Origin of the sequence: Nostoc sp. DedSLP04 (genome assembly GCF_034530775.1) — a bacterium.
In the GTDB taxonomy this organism is placed as follows: Bacteria; Cyanobacteriota; Cyanobacteriia; order Cyanobacteriales; family Nostocaceae; genus Nostoc.
On record NZ_JAVRCL010000005.1, the window covers coordinates 166220 to 186918 of the forward strand.

The window sequence follows — 20699 nt, forward strand, 5'->3', positions numbered from 1 at the left end:
TTAATTAGATTGATATTCAAGTTGAATTACAACATTTTGTAGGAGCGGTATTGCTTTTAATTTCCAATGAGATACCAGAGTTTGGTAATTGATTTGGCTCTCGCGAGCAATATCTGCAAGTGTATCTGGTGGGTTCTTAAAAATAAACAGCAATCTTTGGCTTAGTACTTGACAGTTGCATTCGGGATGTTTGCGAGGATAACAATTTTGTAGTTGCTTGTCTGGATCTTGCTCAATGTAAACTGCCAGGTTGTCTACTAAACGTTGTTGTGACTGCTGCTGTAAATTTTCCAGATAAATTTCTAGTCCACTCAAAATATATGGATTTGCTGGTGTTCCTAATAGTTGTCCTTGTTCTGATACTCGTTCCAACCAAGTTGTTATTTCTGCATCAAAATTCAAAATGCTTTCATCCAAAGACAAATGAAATTTTTTTCCCCAAGGTGGAGATGGTGAATTTAAATCTTTGATGCCCCAGTAAAGGTAGCTTTTGATCCATCTTATTAAATCATCTCCAACTGAAGATGTACGTGGTTGAAAGTTTCTAATATTTTGGCTGAACCACTCCAAAGTTTGGTTCAGGGCATCTAAAAAATAATCGGGGCAGTCTATACTTGAATATTTTCTAAATTCTGGTAGTCCCTGAATTAAAATCAGAAGCCGACTCATAGCCTTTCGCCATTCTCGGCTGCCATCTGGGTGTTGGCACACTGTTGCAATCAATTGGCGCAGGCGTTCATCCCGATCGTCCATAAAAGCTTTGACCAAAAAAAGTACAGTAGACACGAGACAGCAGCACAGTTATAAGCATTATTTTGACCTTATTTGTATATCAGTTAAAAATCAGAAAATTATGAAAACTTTGGAATAGTACTTGCATAGATATAAATAATGTAAAAATTATGACTATTGCAATTACTATCAATGTTCTTGTATGGCAGTCATAGTCAGGTTTGCGATGTTAGTTAAAAGAGCATCGTATTTTTTACGTTATAGAATTTACATGATAATCAGGAATTGCACTTAGAAAGAATATTGATGAACAATTTCTTGTTTCATAACTAGCTGATTATTCACTGAAGATAAAAGTATAGGCTCGATCTCGAAAGGAAATTTCAAATACTCATCACGATTAATCCCAGCCAGACTACTGGCACAGAATGCGTAACAACAATGGCGATCGCTATTAGCCTGTAGAAATCGACCGAGCCATAAATACTTATTTTATCTTTAAGGCATTAAATGTACGTGTTTTCAATCGCGTTTGAAATTTTGATACACTCGATCGAGCCATGTATTTAGATTGACTATGATTTGACTATGAAAATCTTTCCTAATTCTTAAAGATACCGCTGCAACAGACCAATGAAAACTTCTGGTATTTCCAAATGAGGTAATATTCCGGTATCTGCGATCGCATAAAAATCTCGAATTGCTCTTGGATTTAAATTTGCCAAGCGTTGTCCTAATTTGATGTTGGTAAATTGTGCTTTTTCTCCCCAAAAAATGACGGTGGGAACTGTTAGTTGTTGAATATATAAACTCAAGTCGAAGTAAAGATCGCCTCGCAAAAATGCTAAAGCAGCAAACTTGGCATTAGGTTGTTGTGCTGAGGTTAAATAAGCCTCCACCATCTCTTGAGATACTCGTTGTGACTTAGCAAAGAGAAAACTTTGTAAAAAATTTCGGACTGCAATTTCATTTTCAGCACCAATCATGTAAATAAAATTGTCCAACAGAGGCGCATTGATTACCGAAAGCGGAAGTCTGCGTCCAGCACCCTGTCCAAAATCATCAAATCCAGAAGGGGAAACCAAAAACAGTGCTTTGAATAAATTGGGTTGAACAATAGCTAGGCGAATAGCAAAAGCAGCTGTAAGAGATGAGGCTACCACTGTCACCGGCTGGCGACAAGTTTGGATGATAAACTCCGCGATCGTGCTGAGATAATCCCTAATTTTATAATCCCGCACTGGATGGGCCGACTCTCCCCAGCCGATGAGATCGGGAGCTAAAATGTGGTAATTAGAGGCAAAAGCTGGGTAAACTTTAGACCATTCATAGGCAGACGCTCCCCCACCAAAGTTATGGAGAAATAGTAGTGGAGGTAAATCTTCAGTGTCAGCAATCGTCCAAGGTGCATTCGTTTGGGTATAGTAAACCATTGCCCCCAAGAATGTATGAATGACTTTATGCCCAAAGCCAGGAGGTTGAAACTGAAGCATAAAATTAAAAAGTTTAGTTTATTTGAATTTGCCTACAGTCAAACTAATTCAGGAGTCAAAATACATCTGTCTGAATAGTTATATAGCAGAATTCAGTCCTTCTGAGTTCCGAAGTAAAACAGGCTTTCAACCTGGCTTTTAAACTTAGATTGTGTACCTCTCTAACTTGAAATTCGCTGTATCCATTAGACTTGATTATTTCTAAATTCTAAATTCTGACTCCTAGATGCTGAATTCTTGCAATTCATAATTCATCATTTACCCTTGCTTTTTCTCGGCATCTCCTGTGATTTGAACAAGTTGATGAAGGTTATCGCCACTAATATGATATGCTCCTCCAAAACCAACTACAAAGCGACCTTCACTTGGAGTTAATCGGAAAATCCGAAAGTCAGACAAGCCGCGCAAAACTTCGATAATTTCACCAAACCGCTCTTGAAATTGCTCAACAATTTGATTCCACTTGTCAGTTTCACGCTCTATCAAAGTTGCCGTACAATCAAAACTCAAACGACGACGGGCAAAAATTAGATTACTTTTAGCTTCATCCTCGATAAACAAGACACTAACATGAGGATTGGCATAGAGATTTTTGGTGTGAATCGAAAGACCACTAACGTAAATGTAGATATTCTTGGAATCATCTATTACAAAGGGAGCATAACTAGCATTGGGTATTGCTTGTGCGCTCACAGTGCTAATAATTACACTCTCAAATGCTTCAGGGAACTTTTCGTACTCAGCTTGAATGTTTTCAAGTTGACTCATAAAGTAGATTACCACGCTTATTAGGAACACCTAATTAAGTATCTTAACGTGATTGAGCGATGTCTACGAAAAGCTACAGTTACGCATGGAATGCCCAAAAAATAAAAGCGATCGCTTTCTTGAACTCAAGAGCGATCGCTAATTTTTAACTTACAGAATACAGCTTAAGCAGCAACAGGTTCCAACAATTTAATGTCAGAGAAAATAAATTCCTGAGTAGAAAATTGTCCTGCTGTCTCGGTGCGAATCTCCCGACGATTTAGGATGAAATAGTCACCAACTTTTTCATACTCATCAATAAATTCGCTTCTACCGCCCTTTTGTTCCCCAGTTTTGGGGTCATGGTACACAGAGTCATAGGTATGGGACAAGTAGCCTTCCCCGGTATCGTGACTGCTGAAGGTGTCAATGGTAACGTAAGTCCCGTGGATTAGACGGTGAACATGGCAGACTTCATTATTGCGGACTTTGTATTTATCGCCCTCAGCCTTACCACCCATTAAAAGCTCAACCGCACCTGTTTCGTCAGTTTTACCATAACTAAACGTATTGGCGCTGTGAGTGTCTTCAAAGCTGCGGCGGACGCGGTGAATTGCTATCTCCCAGGCTTGACCATGAATTGCTTTCTGGGCTGACTCATCATCTACATCCAAAACTTCGGCTTTGAGATTGGCACTGATGATAACTTTGCCTGTAAACACTTTACCATCATGCTTATAGGTAATATTTGCAGTATAACCAGGGAAATTCTTGTCCCAAGTATAGCGGTTTTCATAAGCAGCCCGGAAAAGTTCCTGAGCAGAGAGTTGTGTAACTGTCATGTGCTTCTCCTAGTCGCTACTGTAATTAGCGTTTTAGTTTCCTTGGTATTAGCATAGAAGTAATTGTTGAGGCTTGGATAGTCCCCAACTGGGTACACTTATGGCTAATTCTCTACACGCTGTATTTCAGGCGATCGCTAATGTCCAAAATGAGCAAGAGTTAAGACTCGCTCTCACGGATAAAATTAGCGAGCATTTTGGCGTGCAAAATTGGGGTATTTATCTCCTAGATGAGCAACCAACCACTGAGATTAATGTTCCAGGCATTCCAGCAGTATGCTTAGAGAGCAATCCAGTGGGACGCTATGTAGTTGAGCGTCATGCTCCCGCCCACGAACAGTTATTATTATCGCCAGGAGACTGGAAGCATTTTTGTTCCCGTTCCGACCACGAACACGTGATGACCGGGCCAATTGTTTGCGATGGTCGTCTTGTCGGAACCCTTAACTTGGCACGTGACAAGGGAAATCCTGCTTTTAATGGTAACGATTTAGCTGACTTGAGCGCTTTATGCATTCATTTGTCAGCAAAAATGGCAACCCTACGAACAAAACCCAAAATATCCAATTCCCTTTTAGTTAGTCCTTTGACAGCGCGTGAGTTAGAAATTGCCGAGTTAGTGGCACAGGGGTTAACGAATGCAGAAATTGGAGAAAAACTTTGGATTACGCAAAATTCCGTCAAACAAGCTTTGAAGAGAATGTTTCGGAAGTTGAAGGTTTCGGCGCGTGCAGAAATGGTAGCAAAGCTACAAGATATACAAGTTTCTTGAAGGAGGTAGAGGCAGAAGGCAGTTCATTGGTGTCAGTAGTGCTGAGTGCTGAGTGCTGTTAGCGGATAGCTAAGGTTTAGCCCGTGCTGAGTATAACCCCATAGTTGAAATAAGAACGTATTTTTTCTTGCACTACGTGTCCTTGTGAACAGTGAACAGTGACCAGTGACCAGTTACCAACCGATTCTTGCTGATATAGCACAAGCTTTGGTGGTTAGGACATCAACAGACGATAAAACTTAGACACAAAAAGGCTTTTCACCCAGTCCCCAGTCCCCAGTCCCCAGTCCCCAGTCCCCAGTCCCCAGTCCCCAGTCCCTTGCTATAACTGATAACTGTTATCTCAGCATCGCTAACAGCATCGATCATAATAATCCCTCCAATTCTGCAAACTTACGCAAACGCGGTAAACATTGGCGTTGATAAAAACTGCTTAATGTCGGAATTGACAACCTAAATTCCTCAGATAAATCTTTCCAGCTAACTTCTGGGGGTAAGCGTTTGAGAATTAACACCTGACAATTCACATCTGGACGCCCTTTAATGTAAGTACCGCGCAGTTCCCCATCCGAATCTGTCTTCGCCCATATCTCCAACTCTTCCAAAATCGGAGGTGCTTGGGGGGTAGCCTGTAGGTTATCTACAGGATCGATAGTTTCACTTGTTCCACCGGATGTAGACTGACGAATTCTCAGAGGGACTGTTGTGGCTTGTTCTCGGTTCTGCTTAAGGTAAAAGTCTTGTAGTCTCCGTTTTAAGTAAGCATTCAGCCAGGTGATCACACTGCCATAATTTGGATCGTAGATTTGACCTGTCAAACCTTCACAAACATTGCGACAGAAATACAACCAAGTTTGTTGTAGTGCGTCTTGATAGTAGGGAGTAGTTTCCCTCCAGAGTCTATTTGCTGTCAAGCGAATAATTTGCGTGAGCAGCTTCTGACGCTGAGGGCTTCCAGGTTGGTGTCCACAGGCTTCTGTAACTAAGCGGCGTAGCTGTTCATCGAATTGAACCATGACAATCTTGGCGAAGAAAGCAAGAATATCTTAGTATTGCGTATAACAACACCCGAAGAATTACCTTTCCTCAAGATAAGTAGAAGGAGTGGAAAAAATCAAACTATTTTAATAAAAGTAAAGTAGGCTAAAATCCTCTTTCTTCCTGTCTCCTGCGGACGCTCTCTACGTTCGCGAACAGCGTGTCGCAGACAGACGCTCTTGCTAACTTGCAACTCTTACAGAGTACGCGGACTCGCTCTAAGCTTTGCCATGCCGTTGGCGTTCGCGTTCGCTGACAAATCCGGGTTCCACATCCAGTGAAAAGTCAGCTGAATTCCTTATCAATCCTTAAATTTAGAATTGCTGGTATTTTTTCTGAATATAATTTGGTAAATTCTTTAATATTTATACTTGAGAAAATTACGTGGGATGAACCTGGAGATTGCCAATTTTATTGATATTGTTAAAGCGAGAGCCTTGATTGAGCCAGATAAAACATCTTTTATTTTTCTGCAAGACGGAGAAACAGAAGTTGCCAAGCTTACCTATAAAGAGTTAGACCAACAAGCAAAGGCGATCGCATCTCAACTACAAAGTATCATAAATCCTGGCGATGCCTACGGCGCGCTACGCGTACGCGCTTTACTTCTCTACCCACCTGGACTTGATTTTATTGCTGCCTTCTTTGGCTGTTTATATGCTGGAATAATTGCAGTTCCCGCTTATCCACCCCGGCGGAATCAACATCAGTCTAGATTAGAGGCAATTATTGCAGATGCTCAACCGCTAGTTGTTCTCACCACATCTGATTTATTTGCAAATATCAGCAATCAACTAAGTCAAAATCAACAATTCCCCAACTTGCACTATATAACTACTAACAATATCCTTAGTAGTGAAAATTTTACCCCCTATCAAGCCTCACCAGACACCCTGGCTTTTCTGCAATACACTTCCGGATCTACAGGGATACCAAAGGGTGTAATGATTACGCATGGCAATTTGCTACATAACAGTCAGCTAATCCAGAGTTGTTTTCAAGACACACCAGATAGTTTAGGAGTGTCTTGGTTGCCACCTTATCATGACATGGGATTGATTGGTGGAGTGCTACAACCGTTATATGTTGGTGCGCCTACGATCTTAATGTCACCTGTAGCATTTATCCAAAAACCTTGGCGCTGGCTACAAGCTATTTCTCGCTACAAAGCAACTACCAGTGGCGGGCCAAATTTTGCTTACGAATTATGTGTAAAAAAAATTACTTTAGAACAAAAAGCAGAACTTGACTTGAGTAACTGGATATTAGCTTTTAATGGAGCAGAACCTATTCGTATAGAAACTTTAGAACGATTTGCAACAGCTTTTAAGTCTTGTGGTTTTCGGCAGGAAGCATTTTATCCCTGTTATGGTATGGCAGAAGCAACTTTATTGGTTTCTGGCGGTTTGAAAACATCTCTACCTAGTGTTTGCCAAGTTGACAAAGCAGCATTAGAGAAACACCAGATAGTTGCAGATGTCAATACTTCAGAAAATATTCAGAAAATGGTTAGTTGTGGTTACGCAAGATTAGACCAGAAAATAGCGATAGTCGATCCTGAGTTACAAATCCCATGTCCAGAGGGTAAAGTAGGAGAAATTTGGGTATCGGGTGCAAGCGTAGCTATGGGATATTGGCAGCAACGAGACCTAACAGAACAAACTTTTAATGCTTATCTAGCAGATGAAGGCCCCTTTCTCAGAACTGGGGATTTAGGATTTTTACAGCATGGTGAGTTGTTCGTAACTGGCCGAATTAAAGATTTAATTATCATTAGAGGTTGCAACCATTATCCTCAAGATATTGAACAGACAGTGCAACAAAGCCATCCTGCTCTAGTTGTCGGTTCTGGTGCGGCATTTGTAGTAGATTTAAACGGCGAACAGAAATTGGTAGTAGTTCAGGAAGTCGAGCGTACTTACTTGCATAAGCTAAATGTTCAAGAGGTAGTTAGAAATGTTCGCCAAGCAGTTGCAACCGAAGATGGGATACAGATTAATACTATAGTACTGGTTAAAACGGGCAGTCTTCTTAAAACTTCTAGTGGTAAAATTCAGCGCTTTGCTTGTCGAGAGGCATTTTTATCTGGAAATTTACAAATAATAGATATGTAAATAACTATAAAAATGCATTGCATTCCGCAGCTTTTATAGTAATATCAATTTTACTCTGAAAGATAAATTTATAAATCAGAAATAAAGAATAAGGACGTTAGTCACCAGAATTATCTAATTAAATTCTGCGTGATTTACGGATGTAGCTTGCTTTTTAGTAAGAGTATAAATGGGTTTAAATTCACCATAAAATTAACAATTTTGTGGTCTTGTTTTGGTGGGTTTAAATCCACTCACTTATTGATTATGACTTTATATTTAAACTTATTGCTAGGGGTAAAAAATGTCCGCTCAACTTAAAGTTTCAGTATCAAGTATTTATTTAGAAAACATTAAGCGACGTTTTATTTTAGGAATTTTTTTTATATCTTTATTTGGATGTCTAGCGGCTTTAGCTGATTTTTTTCTATTAGGTATTACGGCTTGGAAAATAGGTCTATTGTTGTTCATGTTAATCCTGACTGGTATAGGAATTACTGTTGGCTTTCATCGATATTTTGCTCACAAAACTTTCAAAAGTATACCAGTAATCGGCATTATTCTAGCTATTCTTGGTTCTATGGCAGGTCAAGGTTCGGTGATTTCTTGGGTGTCTGTTCATCGATGTCATCATCAATATAGCGATCGCCCTGGAGATCCCCATTCTCCTCATCTTCACGGTGAAGGAATTGGCGGGAGGCTCAAAGGTTTGTGGTATGCCCATCTTGGTTGGTTATTAGATGGAGAACTCCCCAATTCTCTTGTTTTTGCTAAAGATTTACTCCAAGACCCTATTTATCAAAAAATCAACCGACTATATGGGATATGGATTATTTTAGGTTTAATTCTTCCAGCGATTTTAGGGGGAATTATTACTTGGAGTTGGCTGGGTTTTTTACAAGGATTTATCTGGGGAGGAATGCTCAGACTTTTTTTCAGCTTTAATAGTGGTTACATTATTAACTCTATAGGTCATGTTTATGGAAAAAGATTGTTTAAAAACATAGACCAAAGTAAAAACAACATTTGGTTGGCGATTCTTACCCTTGGTGAAGGTTGGCACAACAACCATCATGCTTTTCCTAACTCAGCAAAGTTTGGTTTAAAGTGGTGGCAAATAGATCCAGGATACTGGGTAATTTTTACTTTACAAGCTATAGGTTTAGCTTGGGATGTAAAGCATCCTAGTTTAGAAGCAATTGAATTCAAAAAACTGAATGAAATTTCACAATAATACTCTCAATTAGCTAAAAATAATTAACAAAACTTTCAAATAATAAAAAATGGAACTTGAAAATTTACAAATTGATTCCACATTAAAAGCCTCAGAAGTATTGAAAACAAAGGTTACTGTAGCAGAAATTCAAGCCTGGTTAATTTCATATCTAGCTACCGCTTTAGAAATAGCTTCAGATGAAATAGATGTCACTTTGCCTTTACATAGTTACGGATTAGATTCTAGTGCCGCAGTCAGTTTGACTGGCGATCTGGGTGATTTTCTGGAATGCCAGTTAGAACCGGATTTACTAATTGATTACCCAACTATTGAAGCTTTAGCTCAACATTTGGGTGATATAGAGGAAATAACCTTATGAATCTCTATCAACTTTTTGATTGGCTTAATAAACAAGGAATTAAGTTATCGGCTCAAGATGGGAAACTACATCTGCGTGCGCCGAAAGGAGTATTATCTCCAGAAATTCAGAAAATTCTCAGCGAACGGAAAGCTGAAATTCTGGAATTTATGACTCACAATCATCAAAAAATTGAAAAATTTATAGATTTATCCGCAGAAGCAGTTTTAGAATCAACTATTTATCCAGAAAATACCGCTACCTCATGGGTAACTGAACCCACTTCTATTTTTTTAACCGGAGCAACAGGTTTTTTAGGGGCTTTTTTACTATCCGAACTATTACAACAAACTCAAGCAAAAATTTATTGTCTTGTGCGTGCATCCGAACTTGAAACTGCCCAAGGGAGATTGCAAAATAATTTAAAATTTTACAACTTGTGGAATAGTTCTTTCCAGTCAAGAATTATACCAGTTTTGGGTGATATTTCTCTGCCACAACTGGGTTTGACAACAGCAACATTTAGCAAACTAGCAAATGAGATTGACAGTATTTATCATAGTGGAGCATTACTAAGTTATGTGTACTCCTATGCTCGATTGAAACCTTGCAATGTTTTAGGAACACAAGAAATTTTACGATTAGCCTGCCAAAGTAAAACCAAATCCCTGCATTACATTTCAAGTTTTGCTGTATTTGAGTCATCAGCTTATTGCCAAAAAATAGTCGATGAAAACGAATCACTATCTGATTGGGAAGATATTTATTTGGGATATTCTCAAAGTAAATGGGTAGCAGAGAAGTTGGTTATGGAAGCCCGCGATCGCGGATTGCCAATAAATATTTATCGGTCAGCTTTTATCTCTGGGGATAGTCAAACCGGAATTTGGAAAAACAATGATATTATTTGCCGGATGATTAAGGGTTATATTCAGATGGGTAGTATGCCCCAACTCGACTATTTTTTAGATTTATCTCCAGTTGACTATGTAGCCCAAGGAATTGTTTATTTATCCAGACAAAAGCAAGCGATCGGCAAGTGCTATCATCTGAATAATCCTCATCCTTACCATTGGCAAGATTTGTTTGCTTGGCTTTGCTCTTTAGGTTATTCTATCCAACTCATTCCTTATCAACAGTGGCAAAAACAGTTGTCTGCTACTATGCGAACAAACCAAAACGTTTTAACATCTCTAATTCCTTTCTTTTGCAAACAATGGGGGCGAGAAGAAATCACAATTCCTGAGTTATACCAACAAAATATAAGACCAAAAATTAGTTGTCAAGAAACTCTTAATACGCTGAGAGAAACTGCGATTATTTGCCCTCCTGTAGATACTGCTTTACTTAAAATATATTTTTCGTATTTCCTTAGTAGTGGTTATTTAGAACCAGCTTCATAAAGTTAAAACTAGGTAAATATCAGATTACCAAACATAGCTAATTCTAAAAATTTGTGAAGATATAAGTAAATTCAAAGAAAAAATTTTCCTAATGACTCATAGCTGATAAATATTTACTGACCAATGACTAAGATAAAATAATGACAGAAAATCAACTTTTAAATTGGCTAGTTAATATAGGTCAAAATATCATTTGGATAAGTGGTAAATTGCTTTACCAACATTGGTTTCAGCTTAAATGTCAAGGACTAGAAAATATTCCCCAGGATAGAGCTTATATAATTGCAGCTAACCATGTTAGTCATCTTGACGGCCCAGCAGTGATAGCGGCCCAAGGCAAACATTTTAAAAATGTTTACAGCTTGGCAGCAAAAGACTACTTTTTCAATCAACCATTCAAAGCATGGATGTGCCAGAATTTTTTCAACATGATTTGCTTTGAACGCAAAGGTAATTTTTTAAATTCTCTGCGTTCCTGTCAAAAAATTGTCGAACAACACAAAGTAATTCTGTTTTTCCCAGAAGGAACTCGCTCGATAACGGGTGAGCTTCAACGCCTAAAACTGGGATTAGGATTGTTAGTGCTGCATTTAAACGTTCCTGTCATTCCTGTCTATATTCATGGAACTTATCAAGCATTGCCTAAAGGTAAACATTTTCCCAAACGACATCCAATTTATGTGAGTTTTGGCTTACCTTTAGACTTCAGGCATTATCAAACTAAACAAAATATACTTGACACTCGTCAAATTCAACAACAAATTATTAATGATGTGTATGTAGCGATCGCACAACTGCACGACAATTTAAGAGGAGGAGTGAATTATGGAAACTTGGGGACATAAATGGGGGTTTGCCGATACCCAGTTTATCATCAATGACGATCGCTCTGTAACTTTGACAGGCGATCGCTATAATTTATCAGGCTACAAAATGCCTTATTTTATTTCCCATATAGAAGAACAATTAGGTATTGAAATTAATCCCCATGAACAGCAACCAGAAATAACAGAAAAATTTATTTACCCTTTAAATATCAATAAAAATTTTTGTCAAGAAATAGAAAATATATTTCCTAATAATCAATACACATTTGACGAGCCAGAACGTCTTTTTCACAGTCATGGGCAAAGTGCTTTTAAAGAAGTTTACAAAGTTCTTTACTCTAAATTAGACCGAACTGTAGATATGGTATTTTATTGCCAATCAGAGTTAGATGCCCAAAAAATTATAAATCTTGCTATAGAACACAATATCTGTCTTGTTCCTTTTGGTGGTGGAACTAATGTTAGCTGCGCCTTAAAGCTACCAGAAGATGAAAAAAGAATGGTAGTTTCTGTAGATATGCGGCGGATGAATAAAATTGAATGGATAGATCGAGATAATCTCCGCGCTTGTGTACAAGCAGGAATTACAGGTCAGCAGCTTGAGGAACAGTTAAGAAAAAATGGATTTACTTGCGGTCACGAACCTGATAGTTTAGAGTTTTCGACTTTAGGGGGTTGGATTTCTACAAATGCGAGTGGAATGAAGAAAAATCGCTATGGTAATATTGAGCAAATTGTAGAAAATATCACTTTAATTACTCCCAAAGGTACAATTGAGCAAATACAACCAATCTCCCGCGCTTCAATGGGAATGCAGATTCAAAATATCCTGTTTGGTAGTGAGGGAAACTTAGGATTAATTACTAAAGCTGTGATTAAAATTCATCCTATTCCGCAGGTAAAAAAATATGGATCTCTCGTTTTTCCTAACTTCGAGTTAGGAGTAGGATTTTTATATAGTTTAGCTCATAGCGGATTTGTTCCAGCTAGTATTCGTTTGGTAGATAATAATCAATTTCGCTTCGGTCAAGCCCTCAAACCACAGCCAACTAATATCAAAGGCTGGATTGATAAACTCAAAAAGTTTTATTTATTAAAGCTGCGTGGCTTTAATCCCTATCAAATGGTAGCAGCTACTATTGTTATGGAAGGATCTGCTCAAGAAATTGCTTATCAACAAACTAATATATATGCGTTAGCTAAAAAATTTCAAGGCTTGGCATCGGGGGCAGAAAACGGACAACGAGGCTATATGCTAACTTATGCTATTGCCTATATGCGAGATTTTTTAGCTAGTTTTTTTATTCTTGGTGAAAGTTTTGAAACATCTGTATCTTGGAGTCAAATTCACCAGGTTTGTCATGCTGTTGACCAGACATTAAAAGAGCAGCATGAAAAGTTTAACTTACCTGGAAAACCTTATTTATCTTACCGAATTAGTCAAATTTATCATACAGGTGTTTGTTTATATTTTATGTTTGGCTTTTATAGTAAAGGAGTTGAATCTCCAGAAATAATTTCTCTTCAAATAGAGCATTATATCAGAGTAGCAATCATGGAAAATGGTGGTTCTATTTCTCATCATCATGGTGTTGGGAAAAGTCGCCAAGAATTTATCAAAAATACTTTGTCATCTGACAGTATTGAATTGATTAAAGAAATCAAACAAGCCAACGATCCCCAAAACATTTTTGGGATCGGCAATTTTTGTGCAGACGCTAAAACTATATGAGTCAGTTTAATGGTTTAGTGGCGTTGATTACTGGGGCTTCCTCTGGAATTGGGGCAGAAGTTGCCAAAGAACTTGCCCGTGAAGGTGCAAAGGTTGTGCTTTTGGCGAGACGGACGGAACGATTAGCAACTATAGCCGCAGAGATTGACCCCAGCAATCAGAGGGTACTAGCTATATCCTGCGATGTAACTTTAGATAGCGAAGTAGAAAAAGCTGTCAGTCTTGCTCGAAGTCAATTCGGTAAGATTGATATCGTTGTTGCCAATGCAGGCTGGTCTTTAAAAGGCAAATTGGCAGACTTAAATGTGGATGATTACCGCAAGCTGTTTGCAACAAATATTTTTGGAGTTCTCAACACAATTTACGCTACTTTAGATGACCTGAAAAAAACGCAGGGAAGATTAGTTGTTATTAGTAGCGTCAAAAGTTACATTGCTTTGAGTGGTGATTCTGCTTATAGCATGAGCAAATTTGCGTTGCGGGCTTTATGCGAGTCATTATCTCAGGAGTTAGCGCCCGATGGTGTATCGATAATACATATCTGTCCTGGCTACGTTGCTACTGAAATTCGTCAGGTAGATAACCAAGGTATTTGGCATCCAGAGTGGCAAGATTCTATTCCGTCAATGTTGCTGATATCGCCGTCACAAGCAGCAAAAGAAATTGTGCAAGCGATTTCTCAACGGAAGAAGGAAAAAGCGATCGCCAATTACAGTAAGGTAATTATTTTTCTGAAACGGCATCTACCAGGCTTGGTTTTATGGATAATATCTAGGTTCAAAATTAAAGTTTCTTATAAGAAGTGAGAGAAGTTGTGGAAATTTTCAACCCGTTAATTTTGCCAACCCTTGTTATTGCTGGGGGGGAAATAGCGATCGCTTTACTAGTTTTCATGATTTTCGCTATTATTTATCGACGCGACCCGGACAAAGTTAAACATGATGCTCTCAAGTTAGCTATCTTAATCGGCATTGGATTGATTTTAATTGCTGCGGCAGGGCTAGGAAAATACGGATTACTACCTGTTGCTTTGTTCTTAGCCTATTTTGGCTGGCAGGAATTACTAGAAACTGTGCAAATTAAATATGGTGCGATCGCTTTACCTGTGCTGTTGCAGCTATTGGGAACTGTTGGGATTGTGGGCGGAGTTTGGGGAAATGTTTTTGCTATTTTTTGCAGCGCGATCGTTGCTCTTTGGGTGGCGATCGCTTTACCAATTTTAATCCTGCGTCATCCACCCCCAATGCACGGTATTTTAACTACAGCTTTTGGCATAGTTTTTATTACTATCCCCTTAGCCAGCTTATTAACACTTGCCGACTCTGCTTATCAAGAATTTAATCTACTCATCTTACTAGTATTAACTAATGATGGTTTTTCTCAAGGAATTGGCAAAATATTAGGAAAAACGCCTCTAATTCCTGGGATTAGTCCTAATAAAACCTGGGAAGGAACTATTGGAGGACTCCTAGCTTGTCTTGTTTTAGGTTGGAGTCTTAGTTTCATGTTACCAGAATGGCGACTTTGGCAAGTTTTGTTATTGTCTGGAGGAGTTGCTTTGATGGCATTAACTGGTGATTTGATTGCGTCTTCGCTAAAGCGAGAAGCAGGAATTAAAGATTTTGGTCAAGTTTTAGCAGTAACTGGAGGAGTTTTAGATAAGTTTGATAGTGTAATGTTTACAATTCCAATTTTTTATTTTATTGTGCATTGCAAACAGTCTTTAAACTAACCTTTTAATAGTTTTCTGAATCTCCCGTATTTCTGGAGATAATTAAATTTGCTTGTCGGGTCTTATTTCGCTGAAATCTGGGTATTCTAGCAATATCTTCGTTAAACCCGTCCTGACAAAATGTAATCAAATAAGTTTTTTATATTATCTGCAAAAACGCTATGTTTAGTCCAATTATACGGCAAATTGATTTAGCTAACAGTTTAACTTTAACAGGATTAGTTTTGAGTTTAATCTCAGTTTTTTTAGCAGTACATGGACATTATAATGAAGCTGTAATCTGCATGATGTATGCAGGAATAATTGATTTATTTGATGGTCTTGTTGCTAAAAAAATTTCCCGCACAGAATTACAATCTGAAGTTGGCAAGCAATTAGATAGTATTGTTGATGTTTGTTCGTTTGGTTTTGCTCCAGCAATTTTTGCTTACTGCTTTGGATTGAAGGATTTATTATCTATTGCAGTGCTAATATTTTATCTCGCAACAAACGCCTTGCGATTAGCATACTTTAATACTACAGGTTTAATGAATGAGGGAAGCGAACAATATTATACAGGCTTACCTGTGACTTACGCGGCTTTGTTTATCCCCCTAGCATTTACAGCTAGATTTGCTTTACCTGATGAAACAATGAAGTTTATCTTAGATAGTGTTTACCTACTATTAGCTCTAGCAATGATAGGCAATTTTAAAATGCTCAAGCTGCGAGGCGTTTGGTATGGGATATTTGCTCTCGGCGCGATCGCACTTACGGCTGTATATGGTTGGGTAAGTACTGTAGGCATATACTTCTAGGAATAAATGACAAGTAAAACGCTGAAAACTGAAATTTATTACCTCGAACGTCAAACAGGAGAAATTATTTATGAGCAGATATTTGCTGAAAAAACTTTACGTTTATTATATGAAAATTATTTTGGATTTATAATTTTTAACTATTTACTTAATAACAAGACATTTTGTTGGCTTTATGGCAAATATCAAGATTTACCTTTGACTAAAAGCCAAATTAATAAATTTGTTCGTCGGTATCAAATTGATATTAAAGAGACTGAATTGCCACTGAAAAATTATCACAGCTTTAATGCTTTTTTCTCACGCAGACTCAAACCTAATGCTCGCGTATTTACTACCGAGTCAAATATATTTTGCGCTCCAGCAGATAGTAGAATTTTAGTTTATCCAAAATTGACAGCAGAAACTCAGATTCCTGTGAAAAGTTCTTCTGTTACGATCGCAGAATTACTAAACTGTGAAAAATTAGCTCAAATCTATTGCCAAGGTTCAGCACTTTGTCTGCGTCTTGCTCCCTATGATTATCATCGATTCCATTTTTCTGATACAGGAAAAGCGTTACCAGCAAAATATATTCAAGGAAAATATCACTCCGTTAATCCACTTGCACTTGCTAAAGTATGTAATATTTTTTCTCTCAATAAAAGAATGGTAACAGAATTTATTTCTGATAATTTTGGCAGAATCGCCTATATAGAGATAGGCGCTTTTACTATTGGCAGTATCATTCAAACTTATACTCCTGGCATAGTTTATAAAGGTCAAGAGAAAGGATATTTTCAGTATGGCGGTTCTACTTTAGTTCTGTTGTTCCAACCTGGAACTATTTGTTTTGATGACGATTTAATTCAACATTCACTAGAAGGTCTTGAAGTTTACGTTCAGGCTGGTAATCAAATTGGAAAAAAAAACCAAATTCAAAGTTAAGGAATGGAAAAATGCGGACTTTCCTTTTCATCTGGTTTGGACAGCTAATTTCTCTGATTGGCTCTGGATTGACTAGCTTTGCGCTGGGAGTGTGGTTGTATCAGACTACTGGTTCATCAGTACAATTTTCTTTGATGTATGTATGTGCTGAACTTCCCTATATTATTCTTGCTCCTTTTGGGGGTGCGATCGCCGACCGATGGAATCGACGCTGGCTAATAATTTTCAGTGATAGTATTTCTGCTGTTTGTACTCTTTCTATTGCTCTATTAATGTGGCAAGATTGGTTACAAATCTGGCATCTTTACTTAGCAGTTGCAGTCAGTTCTGGTTGCAAAGGATTTCAACAACCCGCCTATTATACAACCCCAACTCTTTTTGTTTCTCCAAAACATTTTGGTCGTGCTAATGGCATGATTCAGCTTGCTCAAGGAGCGGGACAATTATTATCTCCTATCTTAGCTGGGATATTGGTAGATATAATTAAAATTTACGGCGTTATTTTAATTGATTTTATCAGCTTTATTGTTGCTCTATTGACCCTGTTGACAATCCCTTTTCCTAGTGTTTCCAGTTCCCAATATATTCAACATTCTCAGACTTCACTGTTAGATAATATTGTTGAAGGCTGGAACTATATTAAAGCTCGTCCTGGTTTGTTGACGCTGCTGATATTCTTTTTTATTACTGACTTCACTATTGGTTTAGTACAAGTTTTAATAACTCCAATGGTTTTAAGCTTTGCTAATGCTAAAGTCCTCGGTCAAATTTTTTCCATCGGTGGAAGTGGTTGGTTATTTGGGGCAGTTTTAATGAGTACATGGGGCGGTTTTAAACGTAAAGTTAATGCAGTTTTATGTTTTGAGTTTATATTAGGTTTATCGATTTTAGTTGCTGGTATGCAACCTTCAGCAATCTTAATTACTGTTGCGGCTTTTTTTGCTTTTTTCAGCGTTCCGATTATTATTAGTTCTCATAATTCGATTTGGCAGGTTAAGGTTGACCCGAAAGTTCAAGGTCGGGTTTTTGCCTTGCGGGGTGCGATCGCCTGGGCCGCTTTTCCCCTTGCTTATCTCTTGGCTGGCCCTTTAGCAGACTATGTATTTCAGCCTTTACTACTTCCAGATGGATTGCTAGCAAACAGTATTGGACTACTCATTGGTGTTGGCCCAGGACGGGGTATTGGTTTGTTATTTAATTTAGTTGGAATTTTTGTCATGCTGGCAACAATTGTCGCTTATAACTATCCCTATATTCGCAGAGTAGAAGACGACTTGCCCGATTTTGTAAAACCTGTCTAGGTAATCATGGATAGCCAAAGCGTTGAAACTGCAACGATGGTATCAAAACAAGTGGTTTCGATCCTGACAAAAAAATTAAGGGACGTAAGCGGCATCTGATGGAGCGACAAAAGAGCTAGGATGCAGCTAGAATAAGTTCCATCGCCCTAAGAGGTTATGTGAGGAGTATTTTTTGAATTAATCTTACTCCCCACTCCCCACTCCCCACTCTCCTTAATATAATCCCAGCCAGGATAGGACATTTTCCCACCAAGAATATTGCAGATTACCTACACTCAACTTCATTTTGTTGCGAATATCTTGGATTTTCCAGTTGGTTAGTTTAGCTAGAGTTTGCGCCTCTTGTTCAAAACGTTTGGGTAAAGACTGCTTATATTGTCTGCCAGCCTGACATTTGAGTTCTCCTTGGAACGGATGTTGTAAAACATAACGTCCTTGAAAAGATTCACTGTTGGCAGTTTGTTGAAATATCAAGTCTTCAGGGAATTTGTCGCGGGTATAGCGAACATGCAATCGAGAGATGAAGACGTTACTTCTAGGAGAGGGACGGCGAAAACTAGGGGGTACTGGCACATTACTTGTAGAATTATCATCTAGCCAAAATACACCTGCTTGCTTGAGTTCTTCTGGAGTCAGGGGTTCGGCGGAACAAGGATCGCAACTACCCATATCCCAAGCGTATTCTAAAAAACCAACTTTCCTGTCTTCTTTGGTGTAGACAGTTTGAAACATGGATTTGTAGAATTCACCAAATTCATCTTTGACAAATAAGGGAATGTTCGCGTCGGAGGGAATTTTTACCGTCCGATAGTTAGTGATTTCTGCCTGTCCTTGGGGCGAGAGAATGTAGACAATTAAATCCTGCTCTGTCGTAGCATTGATCATGCCTAAACGAATTGGCAGCATGAATTTAGGTGATTGGTAGGAAATTTGTAGCGGACGGAGAAACTGGTAGCCAGATTGCTCGAATTTATCTAAGTTGACTTTAGCAACAAAGAATTTCATTGAGGAGCGAATATAAGGCTGAAGTAACTGTTTCGCACCTCTGGGGATTTTGTAGCCATTGCGTTTAAGCCAAGTTTCCAATCCACCAGATTCTTTCGCACTGAGGATCAAAATGTCGTATTCGCCAACGTTAAAACGTGCTTCAACCGTCACACCCAAACTAGCATCGCCCCTTGCATTCCCCGCCTCACTTCTCGGTGCTGCTGGCGCTGGTGCTGATAATTCTCTATCGTAAACTGGGGCACAAGGATCTGGGTCGAAATATTCTACCAATCGCGGCGCACTAAAAGCATCTAGCCGCTCGATAATCTTGGGTTCAGTGACGCGAACTTGTTCTTTTTGCAACACTGTTGGCACTGGTACTACCATTGCAAAATCTTTGACTTCGCCTTGAAAGTCGTTTGCCATTGTCATGATAGTGCGATCGCCATCCCGCGCTATAACCACTTGAGAAGCTTTGTTATACAGTTTTGTATCAGCTTTGGCTACATAAAATCCACAAAATGCCCAAGCTGCGGGAGCAAAGCATAAAACAGCTACAATTGCTAACAATAATGGTGTTAAAAGCCGAAAAAATTTCATTATTTTATACCTCTATTTTTTTAGTGCTAGAGACTAGAGACGCGATGAATCGCGTCTGTACAAGAGTGAAGTTCTTCCCCTGCTTCCTCATCTTTTTCTTGCCAAGTAAATCTTGGGGCTAACCAGAAAACATCTAGGAGGATGCTCAAGGGTGCAAGGGCAAATAGCGCCCAGAAAACTGCTGTGGAAACAAAGAAATAATTTCGTAGGATAAAAGTTAATCCAGCGATGCAAACTGCCCAAACTACACGCCCAATTCGGGAATTGGGAATCGATCGCGGATCGGTAATCATAAATAGGGCGAACAGCAGTAAAGACCCACTCATCAATCGATGCCAATAAACATCCCAAGTCCAACCCAGCCAGAAATTGCGAATCGCCTCTAGCAAAGAGTAAGAACCCAAAAAAGCTGCTGTGGTGTCCCAGCGACCGATGCGCTGCAAAATCATGCCGCCAGTACCGAGAAATAATAGCCCATACCACCACTCTTCACCCCATTGTCCCGGCGAAACCCAAGCATCGGGGGTGAGAATCAAGGCAGATATAATGCCAAAATTGGCAGGATTGAAGAAATGCTTATCGCCGACTCGGAAGATAAATTTGCTGGCGATCGCAATTGCTGCGGCTATTGCCATTGTTGTCCAGTGGTCAGCCCGCAACAGTAAACTCAGTCCCAGTGAGGTAATTAAAGCACTGCGAAGATTTAGGCTTTGTCCTTTGTCATTTGCTAATGACCAATGACTAATACTTCGACTACGCTCAGTACAAGTGACTAATGACAATATCCATTGAGTTGCTAGACTTGTGGCGATCGCTACCCCAATCAACTCTGGTCGCAACGTCCAATCTCGTGTACCGATTCCCAAGACTAGAAATAAGCCGAGAAATAGAATTTGATAATCTCGTATATCTTTGAGCAACATTACCCTTTTATTCAGGGATATCCCGTAGATTTCTCATCAATTTAGACGAGTACTAAGTAAAATGGCATTGCTGTTACAGATTTTGTTACAAAATAAAGCATTGACAGACCAAAGCGATCGCTCTGCTGTTTGAACTTAAAGATCGCCAAAAAAGGTAGGGATGCGATCGCATCTCTACC

At 38.8% G+C, this 20699-nt stretch carries 19 protein-coding genes; 12 read left to right on the forward strand and 7 right to left on the reverse strand.

Features of this window, described 5'->3' with window-relative positions; genetic code table 11:
* The 4 genes from RMX89_RS04860 to RMX89_RS04875 form a co-directional block, all read right to left on the reverse strand.
* Complete coding sequence (locus tag RMX89_RS04860) at positions 1-786, reverse strand: hypothetical protein (protein WP_322688120.1); 786 nt, start codon at positions 784-786, stop codon at positions 1-3.
* Positions 787-1340: 554 nt separating this feature from the next.
* Entirely contained in the window at positions 1341-2225 is an 885-nt protein-coding gene (locus RMX89_RS04865; RefSeq protein WP_322688121.1) for an alpha/beta hydrolase, read from the reverse strand.
* Between the two features lie 258 nt (positions 2226-2483).
* Positions 2484-2993 (reverse strand): HugZ family protein, encoded by a 510-nt coding sequence (locus tag RMX89_RS04870; RefSeq protein WP_322688122.1) that lies wholly within the window; start codon positions 2991-2993, stop codon positions 2484-2486.
* 164 nt (positions 2994-3157) lie between these two features.
* Complete coding sequence (locus RMX89_RS04875) at positions 3158-3814, reverse strand: DUF3386 domain-containing protein (protein ID WP_322686836.1); 657 nt, start codon at positions 3812-3814, stop codon at positions 3158-3160.
* Positions 3815-3914: 100 nt separating this feature from the next.
* On the opposite strand from RMX89_RS04875, the gene RMX89_RS04880 reads away from it, so the two are divergent.
* Positions 3915-4586, forward strand: coding sequence for a LuxR C-terminal-related transcriptional regulator (locus RMX89_RS04880; RefSeq protein ID WP_322671358.1), 672 nt, complete (start codon positions 3915-3917; stop codon positions 4584-4586).
* Between the two features lie 365 nt (positions 4587-4951).
* On the opposite strand, the gene RMX89_RS04885 is transcribed toward RMX89_RS04880, so the two are convergent.
* Positions 4952-5602 carry a sigma-70 family RNA polymerase sigma factor gene (locus tag RMX89_RS04885; RefSeq protein ID WP_322688123.1) on the reverse strand — a complete coding sequence of 217 codons (651 nt, stop codon included), beginning with the start codon at positions 5600-5602 and terminating at the stop codon, positions 4952-4954.
* Between the two features lie 411 nt (positions 5603-6013).
* On the opposite strand from RMX89_RS04885, the gene RMX89_RS04890 reads away from it, so the two are divergent.
* The 11 genes from RMX89_RS04890 to RMX89_RS04940 all read left to right on the forward strand — a co-directional run bounded on the left by RMX89_RS04890 (position 6014) and on the right by RMX89_RS04940 (position 18010).
* Positions 6014-7738, forward strand: a complete 1725-nt coding sequence (locus RMX89_RS04890; RefSeq protein WP_322688124.1) for a fatty acyl-AMP ligase — start codon at positions 6014-6016, stop codon at positions 7736-7738.
* A 283-nt stretch (positions 7739-8021) separates the two neighbouring features.
* The gene (locus tag RMX89_RS04895; protein WP_322688125.1) at positions 8022-8951 is read left to right on the forward strand and encodes an acyl-CoA desaturase; all 930 of its coding nucleotides are present in this window, start codon (positions 8022-8024) and stop codon (positions 8949-8951) included.
* A gap of 49 nt (positions 8952-9000) precedes the next feature.
* Positions 9001-9312, forward strand: a complete 312-nt coding sequence (locus tag RMX89_RS04900) for an acyl carrier protein (RefSeq protein WP_322686840.1) — start codon at positions 9001-9003, stop codon at positions 9310-9312.
* Entirely contained in the window at positions 9309-10694 is a 1386-nt protein-coding gene (locus RMX89_RS04905) for a thioester reductase domain-containing protein (protein WP_322688126.1), read from the forward strand. Before RMX89_RS04900 ends, RMX89_RS04905 begins: the two co-directional genes overlap by 4 nt.
* A gap of 140 nt (positions 10695-10834) precedes the next feature.
* On the forward strand, positions 10835-11539 hold the full coding sequence (locus RMX89_RS04910) for a lysophospholipid acyltransferase family protein (protein WP_322688127.1): 705 nt from the start codon (positions 10835-10837) through the stop codon (positions 11537-11539).
* A complete protein-coding gene (locus RMX89_RS04915; RefSeq protein WP_322688128.1) occupies positions 11520-13253 on the forward strand; it encodes an FAD-binding oxidoreductase in 1734 nt (577 codons plus the stop codon). Before RMX89_RS04910 ends, RMX89_RS04915 begins: the two co-directional genes overlap by 20 nt.
* Positions 13250-14059, forward strand: coding sequence for an SDR family oxidoreductase (locus RMX89_RS04920; protein WP_322688129.1), 810 nt, complete (start codon positions 13250-13252; stop codon positions 14057-14059). The genes RMX89_RS04915 and RMX89_RS04920 overlap by 4 nt, the downstream gene beginning before the upstream one ends.
* 8 nt (positions 14060-14067) lie before the next feature.
* Entirely contained in the window at positions 14068-14985 is a 918-nt protein-coding gene (locus RMX89_RS04925) for a phosphatidate cytidylyltransferase (protein ID WP_322688130.1), read from the forward strand.
* 161 nt (positions 14986-15146) lie between these two features.
* Positions 15147-15782, forward strand: coding sequence for a CDP-alcohol phosphatidyltransferase family protein (locus RMX89_RS04930; RefSeq protein WP_322688131.1), 636 nt, complete (start codon positions 15147-15149; stop codon positions 15780-15782).
* A gap of 6 nt (positions 15783-15788) precedes the next feature.
* Positions 15789-16709, forward strand: a complete 921-nt coding sequence (locus tag RMX89_RS04935; RefSeq protein ID WP_322688132.1) for a phosphatidylserine decarboxylase — start codon at positions 15789-15791, stop codon at positions 16707-16709.
* Positions 16710-16720: 11 nt separating this feature from the next.
* Positions 16721-18010, forward strand: a complete 1290-nt coding sequence (locus tag RMX89_RS04940; protein WP_322688133.1) for an MFS transporter — start codon at positions 16721-16723, stop codon at positions 18008-18010.
* 213 nt (positions 18011-18223) lie between these two features.
* On the opposite strand, the gene RMX89_RS04945 is transcribed toward RMX89_RS04940, so the two are convergent.
* Together RMX89_RS04945 and RMX89_RS04950 are read right to left on the reverse strand one after the other, a co-directional pair.
* A complete protein-coding gene (locus tag RMX89_RS04945; RefSeq protein ID WP_322688134.1) occupies positions 18224-19597 on the reverse strand; it encodes a DUF2330 domain-containing protein in 1374 nt (457 codons plus the stop codon).
* A 26-nt stretch (positions 19598-19623) separates the two neighbouring features.
* Entirely contained in the window at positions 19624-20520 is an 897-nt protein-coding gene (locus tag RMX89_RS04950) for an RnfABCDGE type electron transport complex subunit D (RefSeq protein WP_322688135.1), read from the reverse strand.
* Positions 20521-20699 lie beyond the last annotated feature (179 nt).